Origin of the sequence: Mycobacterium sp. 1165178.9, assembly GCF_001673555.1 — a bacterium.
Taxonomy (GTDB): domain Bacteria; phylum Actinomycetota; class Actinomycetes; order Mycobacteriales; family Mycobacteriaceae; genus Mycobacterium.
The window spans coordinates 1-12,921 of record NZ_LZMB01000360.1; the positions used below are offsets into that span (position 1 = coordinate 1).

The following is a 12,921-nucleotide window of genomic DNA, read 5'->3' on the forward strand; positions in this document are numbered from 1 at the left end:
CTCGCAGGGCACCTTGCTCGACGTCGACCACGGCACGTATCCCTATGTGACGTCGTCGAATCCGACGGCGGGTGGTGCTGCGGTGGGTTCGGGTATCGGTCCCACCCGGATCACCGCCGTGCTCGGGATCCTCAAGGCCTACACCACCCGCGTCGGCTCGGGCCCGTTCCCCACCGAGCTGTTCGACGAGAACGGCGAGTACCTGTCGAAGACCGGCGGCGAGTTCGGCGTCACCACCGGAAGGCGCAGGCGCTGCGGCTGGTTCGACGCCGTCATCGCCCGCTACGCCACCCGGGTCAACGGCATCACCGACTTCTTCCTGACCAAGCTCGACGTGCTGTCCAGCCTGGAAACGGTCCCGGTATGCGTGGGCTACCGGATCGACGGCGAGCGCATTCACGAGATGCCGATGACACAAAGCGACCTTTCGCGCGCCGAACCCATCTACGAGGAACTGCCCGGCTGGTGGGAGGACATCTCGCAGGCAAGGGAATTCGACGACCTGCCCGCCAAAGCGCGCGACTACGTGCTGCGTCTGGAAGAGCTTGCCGGAGCACACATTTCGTGCATCGGTGTGGGGCCCGGACGTGAACAGACCATCGTGCGCCGCGACGTCCTGGCGGCCCGTCCGTGACGGATGCCGCTTCCGATCCCAAAGACCTCGACCCCGAATACGAGCATCACGGCGGCTTCCCCGAATACGGGGTGGCCGACCCGGGCCCGGGATTCGGGCGGTTCGTGGCGGCCATGCGCCGGCTGCAGGACCTCGCCGTGTCCGCCGACCCCGACGACGACCTGTGGGACGACGCGGCCGATCGTGTCACGGCGCTGACCGAGTTGCTGGGACCGTTTCAGGCCGCCGTGGAGGGTCAGGCGCCGGCCGGACGGACGCCGGGCCTGCCCGGCATGGGCAGTCTGCTGTTGCCGCCGTGGACGTTGACGCGATACGAGCCCGACGGCTGCGAAATGCGGGGCCATTTCACCCGGTTTCACGTCGGGGGCAATTACGCGGTGCACGGCGGCGTGCTGCCGCTGTTGTTCGATCACATGTTCGGGATGGTCTCCCACGCCTCGAACCGCCCGATCAGCCGGACGGCCTTCCTGCACGTCGACTACCGCAAAATCACCCCGATCGACGTGCCGTTGGTGGTGCGCGGACGGGTCACCGGCACCGAGGGGCGCAAGGCGTTCGTGTCCGCGGAACTCCTCGACGAGGACGGCGCGCTGCTGGCCGAGGCCAACGGCCTCATGGTGCAGCTACTCCCAGGCCAGCCCTAGCTCGGCGGTGCATCGCAGGAACCGACCTATCCTTGAGCCGTGACTGACGGCGTGAGCGACGGACTGGACGACGAAACGACGGCGCTCGCCGTACCCCAGCAGGCTCCCGCGCCGGCCGAGGCCGAACCCGCCGATGACAGGCCGACGGTGGTGCTGCTGGGCTCCGGCGAGATCAGCCGGGAGTTGGCGATCGACCTGGGACGCCTCGGGGCCCGGGTGGTCGCCGTCGACCAGGATCCGCACGCACCCGCGCACGGGGTGGCCGACCAGGCCGTGGTGGTCCCGCTGACCGATGCCGCCGAACTGTCCGCGGCGCTGCAACGGCTGCAGCCCGACTTCGTGGTGACCGCGACCGACGCCGTCGCCGGCCCAGCCATTGAGGCCCTTGAGAGCCTCGAAGCCACCGGGTCCGGCGGGAACCACACCGAGTTGGTGCCCAGCGCCCGCGCCGTGCGGCTCAGCGCCGACCGTGAGGGTCTGCGCCGGCTGGCCGCCGACGAGTTGGGGCTGCCCACCGCGCCGTTCTGGTTCGCCGGGTCGCCGGGCGAGCTCGAGGCGGTGGGCGCGCACGCCGGATACCCGTTGTTGGTGAAGCCGGTGGCCGGGCCCATAGGGCCGGGGCAGTCGGTGGCGGCGCGACGGGAAGACCTCGGGCCGGCGTGGGAACGCGCGGTGGGGGGTCACGCGGGCACGGGACAACCACGGGTGCTGGCCGAAACCATGGTCGAGGTCGAGTTCTACGTGACGCTGCTCGCCGTGCGCAGCGATGGGCCGGCGGGTCCGGTGATCGAATTCTGTTCGCCCATCGGTCATCGTGACTCTGGCGGGCAGGTGCTGGAATCCTGGCAACCCCAGAAGATGAGTGCGGCGGCGACGGACGCCGCGAAGTCGATCGCCGCGCGAATAGTGAAGGCGCTGGGTGGACGCGGCGTCTTCGCGGTCGAATTGATGATCAACGGCGACGAGGTGTACTTCGCCGACGTCACGTCCCACCCCACCGACACCGTCTGGGTGACGCTGCGCAGCCAGCGGCTCTCCGCGTTCGAACTTGCGGCCCGCACCATCTTGGGCCTGCCGGTGGACACCATGATGGTTTCGCCGGCCGCCGCCCGCGCGATCGACGCCGTCGCGTCCCATGGTCCCGCCGCGCTGACCGGCGCTCTGAGCGTGCCCGAAAGTGACCTGCGGGTGGTCGGGAGCGGCTACCGGGCGCTGGCCACCGCGCCGGAAGTGACGGCGGCGCGCGACCGGGCCGGACAGATGGCGGCCGCCTTGGACATCCGGGACGCACGCGTGCCGGAAACCGCGCCATCGGCCCCGTAGTCACGCCCGTCGTTGGAGCTGTCGAGTGGGTATACCTGCTGGATGACGTTCCACGCCTTCGTGCTGGGCGGGGGTGGCATGCTCGGCGCCGCCGAAGTCGGCATGGCGCGCGCACTGCTGGAGGCGGGAGTGCAGCCAGAGTTGGTGTGCGGCACGTCGGTTGGCGCGATCAACGGCGCGGCCATCGCCGCAGACCCGACACCTGAGGGTGCGCAACGGCTTCTGGAGATGTGGGAGGCGCTCGGCCGGACCGACATGTTCGGCGGTTCGCTGGTCGGCCGGCTCGCCGGCCTGGTGAGCCGCAGAACGGCGCTGCATGGCAACGGCGCGCTGCGCCGGACGCTGGAGGACCACCTGCCGGCGAGGACATTCGAGGATCTGGCCGTGCCGTTCGAGTGCGTGGCGGCCAGCGTCGAGCGGGCCCGTGAGCACTGGTTCGACAGCGGGGAATTGGTCGACGCCGTGCTGGCGTCGTGCGCGCTGCCCGGCGTCTTCCCACCGGTCCGTATCGGCGACGAGAACTTTCTCGACGGCGGTCTGGTGAACAGCATCCCGCTGGGCAGGGCGGTCGCGCGGGGCGCTGACACCGTGTGGGTCTTGCATGTGGGGCGCTTGGAGGAGGATCTCGCCGCACCGCGGTTTCTGTGGGAGGTCGCATTCGTCGCCTTCGAGATCTCGCGACGACACCGGTTCATCAGCGATCTCGAACGCGTGGGTTCAGAAGTGACGGTCCACGTGCTTCCGACCGGGTTGCCGCAACGGCCCCCCGCGACGTGGTCGAACCTGCGCTACCGCGACACCCGCCGGATCGCGGGACGCGCCGACCTCGCTTATGACGCGACGCGGGAATACCTCAAGGCGCACCGATGAGAATGCTGCGTCGCGCTTTCACGGTGCCGCTGGTGACCATCTCGATGGTTGCCCTCCTGGCGGTGGGGCCGCTGCTGCTGGCCGCCGCAGGCATCACCGGCCTTGTTACCCGGTCGAGTCGACTCCCGCGCACGGTCGGTGTACTGCTGACGTACGCGGTCATCGAACTGCGCACGCTCGCAAGGCTTTTCGGCGGAAATCGGGATTGCGACCAACTCATGCGGGACATCCTCATCTTCGTCTATGCGGCGGTGCGCAAAATACTCGATGTGAAGGTCGTCCTCGACCCGGCCTCCACGACCCCGGACGCGATCCCGCGCGACCAGCCGCTGATCGTGCTGTCACGCCATTGCGGTCCGGGAGACAGCGTGCTGGTGGCGTGGCTGCTCGTCATCGAATATCGGCTGCAGCTGAGGATCGTGCTCAAAGCCATCCTGCAGTGCGAGCCCGTACTCGACTTCGCCGGCGAACTGGGCGGCCTCTGCTTCCTCGGTCGCGGCGACCGCGCGCGCAGGCAAATCCGCCGTCTGGCCGAATCGCTGGTCGGCGGTCAGGCGATGCTGCTTTTTCCCGAGGGTGCCAATTTCAGTTGGCCGCGCTGGCGCAACGCGATCACCCAGCTCCGCGCCACTCGCGGCTTCCGCGCTGCCCGGCGCGCATTGCGACAATCCCACACGCTGCCACCGCGCAGTGGCGGCGTCGCCGCCGCGGTGGCGGGCGCTCCGAACGCCAACATCCTGTTGGTGACCCATAACGGATTCTGCGCCGACGGGCGGGCCCGACCGTGGTGGCAGCTACCCATTCACCGGCAGTTGCTCATCCGCACGGTTGTGTTGCCGGCCGGTCGTATTCCACCGCCCGCTCGGATGGGCCCTTGGCTCGAAAGAACGTGGACACAGGTCGACGCTTGGGTTGCCGCTCACTCCGAGCGTTCTTGAGGCTGCGGTGGACAGAGCCCCCCGCAGGCGGAAGCGCTGCGGCGAGGATACTGTGGCTGGCAACGTTCACGAGGCACGAGGTTAAACGAGCATGAGCACAGAGCACGCACACTCCTACGCCGGGGACATCTCGCCCCTGGAGGCATGGAAGCTGCTCAGCGACAATCCCGACGCGGTGCTGGTCGACGTGCGCACCGACGCCGAATGGCGATTCGTCGGTGTGCCCGATCTGTCCAGCCTCGGCCGTGAGGTGTTGTTCTTGGAGTGGAACTCCTCCGACGGACAGCGCAACGCGAATTTCGCCGACCAGCTGCGCGAGCAGGTGGCGCCGGCCGAAACCGATGCCCAGCGCCCGGTGCTGTTCTTGTGTCGCTCGGGAAACCGCTCCATCGGCGCCGCCGAGGTCGCGACCGAGCTGGGCATCACGCCCGCTTACAACATCCTGGACGGCTTCGAGGGCCAACTCGACGCCAACGGCCACCGCGGCGAAACGGGCTGGCGGGCCATCGGATTGCCTTGGAAACAGGGCTGAACCGGCGATGACCCCAGCCGACAACGATTCCGTTCGCGTGCCCGCGGCGCTGCCCGACGGCGTCAGCCAGGCGACCATCGGCGTGCGTGGCGGGCTGTTGCGTTCGAATTTCGACGAGACCGCCGAGGGGATGTTCCTGACGTCGGGCTACGTCTACGAGTCGGCGGCGGTTGCGGAGGGGTCGTTCACCGGCGAGGTGGACCGCTTCGTCTACTCGCGCTACGGCAACCCGACCGTGACGATGTTCGAGGAGCGGTTGCGCCTGCTCGAAGGCGCCCCGGCGGCCTTCGCCACCGCGAGCGGCATGGCGGCTGTGTTCACCTCGTTGGGCGCGCTGCTGGGCGCGGGGGACCGGCTGGTCGCATCGCGCAGCCTGTTCGGCTCGTGCTTCGTGGTGTGCAACGAGATCCTGCCGCGCTGGGGGGTCGAAACCGTCTTCGTCGACGGCGACGACCTGGCGCAGTGGGAGCAGGCGTTGTCGGTGCCCACCACTGCCGTGTTCTTCGAGACGCCGTCGAACCCCATGCAGTCGCTGGTCGACATCACCGCGGTGAGCGAACTCGCCCACGCCGTGGGCGCAAAAGTGGTGTTGGACAACGTTTTTGCGACTCCGCTTCTGCAGCAGGGCATTCCGCTCGGCGTTGACGTGGTGGTGTACTCGGCCACCAAGCACATCGACGGTCAGGGCCGGGTGCTCGGCGGGGCCATCCTGGGCGACAAGGAGTACATCGACGGTCCGGTGCAGAAACTGATGCGGCACACCGGCCCGGCGATGAGCGCATTCAACGCCTGGGTGCTGGTGAAAGGGCTTGAGACCATGGCGGTCCGGGTCGAACACAGCAACAACTCGGCCTTCCGGATCGCGGAATTCCTGGAGAGCCATCCGGCGGTGAGTTGGGTCCGCTACCCGTATCTGTCCTCGCACCCGCAATACGACTTGGCCAAGCGCCAGATGTCCGGCGGGGGAACGGTGATCACGTTCGCGCTCAACTGCCCCGACGACAAGGCCAAGCAGCGGGCTTTCGAGGTGCTGGACAAGCTTGCGCTGATCGACATCTCGAACAATCTCGGCGACGCCAAATCGCTTGTCACGCATCCCGCGACCACCACGCACCGGGCGATGGGCCCGGAGGGTCGCGCGGCGATCGGGCTCGGTGACGGCGTGGTCCGGATCTCGGTCGGCCTGGAGGGTACCGAGGATCTGATCGCGGACATCGATCGGGCGCTCAGCTAACCGGCCTGTTTCTCGGCCGCGTCGATGCGTTCGGCCGCCGCCAGACTTCCCTCTTGAGCTTGCTGCTCCACCCAGTCCACCACCGGCCGGGCGTACATCATCTGGCTGGTGATGGCCATCTGGCCGCGCGTGCGGCCCAGGAAGGAGATGCCCCAGGAGAACATGGCGGCGATGCGGTTGCGGTGGCCGACCAGGTAGTACAGGTGCAGCCCGAGCCACGCCAACCAGGCGATGAACCCGCCGAACTCCAGCTTTCCGACCTTCGCGACGGCGCTGTACCGAGAGATCAGTGCCATGCTGCCCTTGTCGAAGTACTTGAACGGCTTGCGGTTGGTGGGATCGTCCTGGCCCTTCACGGCCTGCTTGATGAGCTTGGTGACGTAATGCGCGCCCTGGATCGCGCCCTGCGCCATGCCGGGGACGTCGGGCACCGACATCAGGTCGCCGACGACGAACACGTACGGATGCCCCTTGATGGACAGGTCGGGCTCGACGATCACCCGGCCGGCGCGGTCGGTCTCGGTTCCGTCGGACTGCTCGGCGAGCATCGCGCCCAGTGAGCTGGCCTGCACGCCCGCGGCCCACACCTTGCACGCACATTCGATGCGCCGCTCGCCCACGTCCTTCTCCTTGACCGTGATGCCCATGTAGTCCACCGCGGTCACCATCGCGTTGAGCTGAATCTCGACGTCCATCTTTTCCAGGCGACGTTGCGCCTTACAACCCAGCTTGGGACCCATCGGGGGCAGCACCGCGGGTGCCGCGTCGAGCAGGATTACGCGGCATTCGCTGGGAGTGATCGTCCGGAACGCCCCGGCCAGGGTGCGCTCGGCGAGCTGGACGATCTCGCCGGCCAGCTCGACCCCGGTCGGACCGGCGCCGACGACCACGAACGTGAGTCGCCGTTGCCGCTCGGCCGGATCGGTGGCGACCTCGGCGGCCTCGAACGCGCCGAGGATGCGGGCCCGCAGCTCGAGGGCGTCGTCGACGCTTTTCATCCCGGGCGCGAAGGCCGCGTACTGGTCATTCCCGAAGTACGACTGCTGTGCGCCCGCGGCGACGATGAGGCTGTCGAAGGGCGTCACCGTCTCCATTCCCATCAGGTGCGACGTGACCGTCTTCGCCGTCAGGTCGATCTCGCTGACCTCACCCCACAGCACCCGGACGTTCTTCTGCCGCCGCAGGATCAGCCGGGTGGTCGGGGCGATGTCGCCCTCGGACAGGATGCCGGTGGCCACTTGGTACAGCAGCGGCTGGAACAGGTGGGTCGTCGTCTTCGAGATCAGGGTGACGTCGACGTCGGCCCTTCTGAGTGCCCTGGCCGCGTTCAGCCCGCCGAATCCGCTTCCGATGATGACGACGTGATGACGCGACATGCTCACCCCTTCTGTCTTTCCGCAAGCCCCCTGCGGCGCCTACCCAGCCTATGACTCCGCTGCCCTAGAACGGCCACCCGTTGGAGTTGTCCTTGAATTTTCCGTTGACCGCGCTGCAGAAGTCGTTGGCGGTGTCGGCGAGCAAGACGTAGTAGGTCTCGCCGCGGCGGCTCTCGAAGGTGTTCGGGGTGCTCCAACCGGAGTCGCAGAGCGAACTCGGCGTGCCGGCCGTGGCTCGGCGCCAATTGGTCTTGGCGCAGGCGATCAAGCCGTCGACGTTCGGGGTTGCGGTTTTGGCGGCGACCACCATCGCGCCTCCCCATTGCCCATCGCTGCGTCGATAGGCCCGCGCCCCGAATCCGGCGTTGTTGGTCTGGCACCCAAGCGCCCGGCGCATCAGCGAGAACGGCGCGGCCAGTTGCGAACTCGTGCTCGCGGCGGCGGTCGTGATGAATTGCGCGGCGTCCGAGCCGTCGACCTCCTGCACGTCAGGCTTGCCGAAGCTGAACAGCTGTTGCGCGATCCCGGCGTTGCTGCCGCCGCCGATGATCGGGCCGGCGCCGCTGGACGTCATCGCGGGAAGCGTGGCATCGGCGCCCGCCGTGGGCATTCCGGCGACGATGCCCAGGGCCAGCAGCGCGACCATGCTGCGAACTGGGTGGGCGGTGAGTCTCATGACCCTTATTTCAGCACGTGCGCGTAGTCGGCGCGGCGGTCGTCGGCGATCAATCCGGTCAGCACGTGCCGGGTCTGCAACGCGATGTAGCGATCGATGCTGTAGATCGTCCCGAAATGCCACTGCTTGAGCGCCCAGCCGTGGGCGAGCAGCATGATGTCGAATACGGTGAGGTCGACGTCGACGGCGCGAAAGACCCCCTGGGCGATGCCGTCCTCGATCACCGCGCGCAGCGGTGCGGCGCTGGCGATTTCGAGGTCCTTGATCTGAGCGCGGCCGGCAGGCCCGAGGGTGCGGCTCTCCCGGTAGGTCAGCACCACGCCGTCGAGGTTCTCGTCGACGATCTGGACGTAGCGGCGCACGCCCGCGATCAACTGGTCGACGACGTCGTCGCCGGCGGCCGCGATGACCGGTGCCAGTTGGTCGCGGAACGCGTCCAGGATCCGGACGATCGTCGCGAGCAGCAGGTCCTCCTTGCCGCCGAAGTATTTGTAGATCAGGCCGACGCTGACCTTCGCCTCGGCGGCCAGGTCCTGCATGGACATCTGGTGAAACCCGTTGCGGCCCATGACCTTGACCGCGGCATCCAGCACCTGGCGGCGCCGCGAACTCGCGCGGGCCGCGCGCACGGCCTCCTCGACCGGAAGATCGCTGTAATCGGTGACCATGAAGACCTCAGATGCCCAGGTCTTTCGCGATGATCGTCTTCATGATCTCGTTGGTGCCGCCGTAGATGGTCTGAATGCGGGCATCGACGAAGGCGCGCGCCACGCTGTATTCACGCATGTAGCCGTACCCGCCGTGCAACTGCAGGCAGCGGTCGGCGGTGCGCACCTGTAGGTCGGTGGTCCACCACTTCAGCCGGGCGGCGCGCGCGGCGGTCAGCTCACCGGACAGGTGGTCGGCCAGGCAGTCGTCGAGATAGGTACGGGCGATGTCGATTTCGGTTGCGAGCTCGGCGAGCACGAATTGGCTGTTCTGGAAGCTGGCGATCGGTGAGCCGAACGCCGTGCGGTCGCGCACGTAATCGAGGGTCTGCGCCAGAATGCCTTCGGCGGCGGCCACCGCCCCCACCCCGAGCGCGAGCCGCTCCTGGGGCAGGTTCTTCATCAGCTGATAGAAACCCCTGCCTTCGTCTTCGAGCAGATTGGCCCTCGGCACCCGCATATCGGTGAAGGTGAGCTCGCTGGTGTCCTGGGCGTGCAGGCCGATCTTCTCCAGGTTGCGGCCGCGAGAGAAGCCGGGTGTGGCGGGGTCGACGACCAGGAGCGACAGCCCTTGGTGGCGGTCCGGCGACGTGCGCACCGCGATGACGAAGAGATCGCCGATCTGCCCGTTGGAGATGAACGTCTTGGCGCCGTTGACGACGTAGTCGTCACCGTCTCGCACGGCCGTCGTGCGGATGCCGGCCAGATCGCTACCGGTGCCGGGTTCGGTCATCGCGATGGCGAGCACCGTCTCGCCGGTGACCACGCCGGGCAGCCAGCGCTGTTGCTGTTCGGGCGTGGTCAGATCGGTGAGATACGGCAGCACCACGTCGTTTTGCAGATTGAAGGCGATGGCCTCGGCGGCGGCACCCGCGCGCTGCAATTCGTCGATCACGATCGCGTTGTAGCGGAAGTCGCGCACGCCCGGGCCGCCGAGATGCTCGGGTACCGAGAAGCCCAGCAGCCCGAGTTTGCCCGCCTCGATGAACAGCGAGCGATCCCACTGGCCTTGCCGTTCCCATTTCTCGTGATTGGGCACGACGGTGTGCCGCACGAAATCGCGCACCAGTTCCCGGAACTGGTGATGCTCGGACGTGTACTCCAGGCGTGCGGACATCGGTGCTCGGCGTCAGCGGAAGGCGTCGCTGCCGGTGAACGCCTGGCCGAGAACCAGCTGATGCATCTCGGGCGTGCCCTCGTACGTCAGCACCGATTCCAGGTTGACCATATGCCGGATGACGGGGTATTCCAGCGATATTCCGTTGCCGCCCAATATGGTTCGCGCGGTTCGGCAGATCTTGATCGCCTCACGGGTGTTGTTGAGCTTGCCAAAGCTCACCTGCTCGGGCCGCAGCCCGCCGCTGTCCTTGAGGCGGCCGAGGTGCAGCGACAACAGCTGGCCCTTGTGCAGCTCGACCGCCATGTCGACGAGCTTGGCCTGGGTCAGCTGGAAGCCGGCGATGGGGCGGCCGAATTGGGTGCGCTGCGTGGAGTAATCCAGCGCGGCCTGCCAGGCCGAGCGGGCCGCACCCATCGAGCCCCAGATGATTCCGTAGCGGGCCTCGGACAGACAGGACAACGGCCCGCGCAGCCCCTTGGCCTCGGGCAGCATCGCCCCTGCCGGCACCCGCACGTCGTCGAGCACCAGCTCGCTGGTGATCGAGGCCCGCAGCGAGAGCTTGTGGTGAATCGTGTTGGCGGAAAATCCCGGTGTTTTGGTGGGCACGATGAAACCGCGAATCCCGTCGTCGGTGGCGGCCCAGACGACCGCGACGTCGGCGACCGAGCCGTTGGTGATCCACAGCTTGCGTCCGTTCAGCACCCAGTCCGAACCGTCTTGGCGCGCCCGGGTTTTCATCGCGGCGGGATCGGAGCCGACGTCGGGTTCGGTCAGGCCGAAGCAGCCGAGCAGCTCGCCGGTGGCCATGCCGGGTAGCCATTCCTGCTTCTGCTCCTCGGACCCGAAGTTCCAGATCGCGAACATCGCCAGCGAGCCCTGCACCGAGACCATCGAGCGAATACCGGAATCGGCGGCCTCGAGCTCGGTGCAGGTCAGGCCGTAGTGCACTGAGGACGCGCCTGGGCACCCGTACCCGTGCAGGTGCATGCCCAGCAGGCCGAGTTGCCCGAACCCCTTGGCCAGTTCGCGGACCGGGAGGTCGCCGATTTCGAACCACTCCGCGACGTGCGGCAGGACGTGCTCGGCGCAGAATCCCCGCACCGTGTCGCGCACGGCAAGCTCGTCGCTGGATAGCGAGGCGTCCAGGCCGAGCGGGTCGGTGCGGTCGAAGGCGGGCGGTGTCTGAGTGCTCATGTGATCAGCCTGCCATCGTCAGGCCGCCGCTCACACTGATCACCTGGCCCGTGATGAACGAGGCGGCCTCGGAGGCGAAGAACAGCACCGGCGCGGCGACCTCCTCGGGCCGGGCCAGGCGGCGAAAAGGGATGGCTTTGACCAGGGCTTCCTGCAGTTTCTCGGGTTGCGCATGAAACAGCGGGGTGTCGGTCGGGCCGGGGCACACGCAGTTCACCGTGATCTGATGGCGAGCCATCTCGCGGGCCAGCGACTTGGTCAAGGCGATCACCCCGCCCTTGGCGCCGGCGTAGATGCTCTCGCCGGCGCTGCCCACCCGGCCGGCGTCACTGGCCAGGTTGACCACGCGTCCGCCACCGTGCGTCTCGATCATCCCCGGCAGGAACGCCGAGCAGACGTGCACCGGCCCCAGGTAGTTGATGGCCACCACCTTCTGGGCGAATTCCGGTGTGGCATTGAGGAATTGGTCGGTGCGGTCCCATCCGGCCGCGTTGACGACGATGCTGGGCACACCGAGGTCGGTGTGGATCCGGTCCCGCAGGGTGCCGACCTGTTCCGGGTCGGCCACGTCCACCGGTAGCGCGGTGATCAGGTCGGGGCGTTCGCCGGCCGTGGCCGATGCCCCTGCCGGATCGAGGTCGGCGGCGACCACGCGCTCGCCGCGCGCGGCGAGGCCCAGCGCTATCGCCTTGCCGATGCCGGAGCCCGCGCCGGTCACCACCGCCAGGGCGCCCTGTGAATGGGCATTCATTCCTGACGAATCTAGGTTCACCGCGGCTGCGCGGTCAAGGATCGCGCAGCGTGCCGGTAGTCTGCCTGCATGCTTAGGCTCCAGCGGCCGGCCTGGCTCGCGGTGGATGTCGTCGGGGTGCTGGTCTTCTGCGCCGTGGGGCGCCGCAGCCATGACGAAGGCCTCGATGTCAGCGGCATCGCGGTGACGGCGTGGCCGTTTCTCGCCGGCACCGTCGTCGGGTGGCTGGTCTCTCGCGGGTGGCGGCGGCCGACCGCGGTGGCCCCGACGGGGGTCGTCGTGTGGTTGTCCACCGTGGTCATCGGCATGCTGCTGCGCAAGGCGACCTCGGCGGGAGTGGCGGCGAGTTTCGTGGTGGTCGCGACGACGGTCACCGCGCTGTTGTTGCTGGGCTGGCGGGTGGCCGCCGGGCTGACCCTGCGGCGTCGCTCCGGCGTCTGAGGCGGCCATGGTGCAGACGGCCCACGTGGGGGTAACCGCAACATTCGGTGCGGCCGCGCGGGCGGTGGCCACCGAAAAGGGGCTGCTGAACGATCCGTTCGCCGCGGCGCTGCTGTGCGCCGTCGGCATCGACTTTCTCACCCGGGCGATCAAGGACCACGTGTTCGCCGAAGACGACGGCGACGACCCGGCGATGACGGCGCTGATGGACGCGTTGGCGGCGCACACGCGGTTTGTGGACGAATTCCTGGCCGACGCCCTCCGGGCGGGCATTCGGCAGGTGGTGATCCTGGCGTCGGGTCTGGACACCCGGCCCTACCGGCTGTGGTGGCCTCGGGGGACCACGGTGTATGAGGTCGACCAGCCGCAAGTGCTCGATTTCAAAGCCGAGGTGCTGCGCGGGCTGGACGCCGAATTGGCCACCCACCGGCGTGCGATCGGCATTGATCTAAGCCAGGATTGGCCGGCGGCGCTGCGGCGG

General features: G+C 68.0%; 15 protein-coding genes. 9 read left to right on the forward strand and 6 right to left on the reverse strand.

Annotated elements, in window-relative coordinates:
• From A5652_RS15670 to A5652_RS15700, 7 genes are all read left to right on the forward strand, one after another.
• Positions 1-634, forward strand: a 634-nt coding sequence (locus tag A5652_RS15670) for an adenylosuccinate synthetase (protein WP_197513972.1), incomplete at its 5' end; no start/stop codon positions are given.
• Complete coding sequence (locus tag A5652_RS15675) at positions 631-1,278, forward strand: PaaI family thioesterase (protein ID WP_067353062.1); 648 nt, start codon at positions 631-633, stop codon at positions 1,276-1,278. The genes A5652_RS15670 and A5652_RS15675, both read left to right, overlap by 4 nt.
• 39 nt (positions 1,279-1,317) lie before the next feature.
• A complete protein-coding gene (gene purT / locus A5652_RS15680) occupies positions 1,318-2,601 on the forward strand; it encodes a formate-dependent phosphoribosylglycinamide formyltransferase (RefSeq protein WP_067353065.1) in 1,284 nt (427 codons plus the stop codon).
• A gap of 42 nt (positions 2,602-2,643) precedes the next feature.
• Entirely contained in the window at positions 2,644-3,471 is an 828-nt protein-coding gene (locus A5652_RS15685) for a patatin-like phospholipase family protein (protein ID WP_067353068.1), read from the forward strand.
• Positions 3,468-4,409, forward strand: coding sequence for a 1-acyl-sn-glycerol-3-phosphate acyltransferase (locus A5652_RS15690; RefSeq protein WP_067353070.1), 942 nt, complete (start codon positions 3,468-3,470; stop codon positions 4,407-4,409). Before A5652_RS15685 ends, A5652_RS15690 begins: the two co-directional genes overlap by 4 nt.
• Positions 4,410-4,500: 91 nt before the next feature.
• Positions 4,501-4,941 carry a rhodanese-like domain-containing protein gene (locus tag A5652_RS15695; RefSeq protein ID WP_067353073.1) on the forward strand — a complete coding sequence of 147 codons (441 nt, stop codon included), beginning with the start codon at positions 4,501-4,503 and terminating at the stop codon, positions 4,939-4,941.
• A gap of 7 nt (positions 4,942-4,948) precedes the next feature.
• Positions 4,949-6,175 (forward strand): O-succinylhomoserine sulfhydrylase, encoded by a 1,227-nt coding sequence (locus A5652_RS15700; protein WP_067353076.1) that lies wholly within the window; start codon positions 4,949-4,951, stop codon positions 6,173-6,175.
• On the opposite strand, the gene A5652_RS15705 is transcribed toward A5652_RS15700, so the two are convergent.
• The 6 genes from A5652_RS15705 to A5652_RS15730 form a co-directional block, all read right to left on the reverse strand.
• On the reverse strand, positions 6,172-7,551 hold the full coding sequence (locus tag A5652_RS15705; protein ID WP_067353078.1) for an NAD(P)/FAD-dependent oxidoreductase: 1,380 nt from the start codon (positions 7,549-7,551) through the stop codon (positions 6,172-6,174). The two genes, A5652_RS15700 and A5652_RS15705, sit on opposite strands and share 4 nt — an antisense overlap.
• A 64-nt stretch (positions 7,552-7,615) precedes the next feature.
• Positions 7,616-8,227 carry a hypothetical protein gene (locus tag A5652_RS15710; RefSeq protein ID WP_067353081.1) on the reverse strand — a complete coding sequence of 204 codons (612 nt, stop codon included), beginning with the start codon at positions 8,225-8,227 and terminating at the stop codon, positions 7,616-7,618.
• A 5-nt stretch (positions 8,228-8,232) separates the two neighbouring features.
• Positions 8,233-8,895: a TetR/AcrR family transcriptional regulator gene (locus tag A5652_RS15715; RefSeq protein ID WP_067353084.1), complete on the reverse strand. Its 663-nt coding sequence runs from the start codon at positions 8,893-8,895 to the stop codon at positions 8,233-8,235.
• Positions 8,896-8,902: 7 nt separating this feature from the next.
• Entirely contained in the window at positions 8,903-10,051 is a 1,149-nt protein-coding gene (locus A5652_RS15720; RefSeq protein WP_067353086.1) for an acyl-CoA dehydrogenase family protein, read from the reverse strand.
• A 12-nt stretch (positions 10,052-10,063) separates the two neighbouring features.
• Positions 10,064-11,248 (reverse strand): acyl-CoA dehydrogenase family protein, encoded by a 1,185-nt coding sequence (locus A5652_RS15725; protein WP_067353089.1) that lies wholly within the window; start codon positions 11,246-11,248, stop codon positions 10,064-10,066.
• A 4-nt stretch (positions 11,249-11,252) separates the two neighbouring features.
• The gene (locus tag A5652_RS15730; RefSeq protein ID WP_067353092.1) at positions 11,253-11,999 is read right to left on the reverse strand and encodes an SDR family NAD(P)-dependent oxidoreductase; all 747 of its coding nucleotides are present in this window, start codon (positions 11,997-11,999) and stop codon (positions 11,253-11,255) included.
• A 69-nt stretch (positions 12,000-12,068) separates the two neighbouring features.
• Here A5652_RS15730 and A5652_RS15735 point away from each other — a divergent pair, with 69 nt between their 5' ends.
• Together A5652_RS15735 and A5652_RS15740 are read left to right on the forward strand one after the other, a co-directional pair.
• On the forward strand, positions 12,069-12,440 hold the full coding sequence (locus A5652_RS15735; protein ID WP_067353095.1) for a DUF3054 domain-containing protein: 372 nt from the start codon (positions 12,069-12,071) through the stop codon (positions 12,438-12,440).
• Between the two features lie 7 nt (positions 12,441-12,447).
• A partial coding sequence (locus tag A5652_RS15740; RefSeq protein ID WP_156745365.1) for a class I SAM-dependent methyltransferase occupies positions 12,448-12,921 on the forward strand: 474 nt, incomplete at its 3' end.

What these genes read in the sequence shown, in the direction of transcription:
- A5652_RS15695 (WP_067353073.1), top strand. Translation starts at nt 4,501, where the DNA reads ATGAGCACAGAGCACGCACACTCCTACGCCGGGGACATCTCGCCCCTG.
- A5652_RS15715 (WP_067353084.1), bottom strand. Translation starts at nt 8,895, where the DNA reads ATGGTCACCGATTACAGCGATCTTCCGGTCGAGGAGGCCGTGCGCGCG.
- A5652_RS15725 (WP_067353089.1), bottom strand. Translation starts at nt 11,248, where the DNA reads ATGAGCACTCAGACACCGCCCGCCTTCGACCGCACCGACCCGCTCGGC.
- A5652_RS15690 (WP_067353070.1), top strand. Translation starts at nt 3,468, where the DNA reads ATGAGAATGCTGCGTCGCGCTTTCACGGTGCCGCTGGTGACCATCTCG.
- A5652_RS15710 (WP_067353081.1), bottom strand. Translation starts at nt 8,227, where the DNA reads ATGAGACTCACCGCCCACCCAGTTCGCAGCATGGTCGCGCTGCTGGCC.
- A5652_RS15730 (WP_067353092.1), bottom strand. Translation starts at nt 11,999, where the DNA reads ATGAATGCCCATTCACAGGGCGCCCTGGCGGTGGTGACCGGCGCGGGC.
- A5652_RS15685 (WP_067353068.1), top strand. Translation starts at nt 2,644, where the DNA reads ATGACGTTCCACGCCTTCGTGCTGGGCGGGGGTGGCATGCTCGGCGCC.
- A5652_RS15700 (WP_067353076.1), top strand. Translation starts at nt 4,949, where the DNA reads ATGACCCCAGCCGACAACGATTCCGTTCGCGTGCCCGCGGCGCTGCCC.
- A5652_RS15705 (WP_067353078.1), bottom strand. Translation starts at nt 7,551, where the DNA reads ATGTCGCGTCATCACGTCGTCATCATCGGAAGCGGATTCGGCGGGCTG.
- A5652_RS15720 (WP_067353086.1), bottom strand. Translation starts at nt 10,051, where the DNA reads ATGTCCGCACGCCTGGAGTACACGTCCGAGCATCACCAGTTCCGGGAA.
- A5652_RS15735 (WP_067353095.1), top strand. Translation starts at nt 12,069, where the DNA reads ATGCTTAGGCTCCAGCGGCCGGCCTGGCTCGCGGTGGATGTCGTCGGG.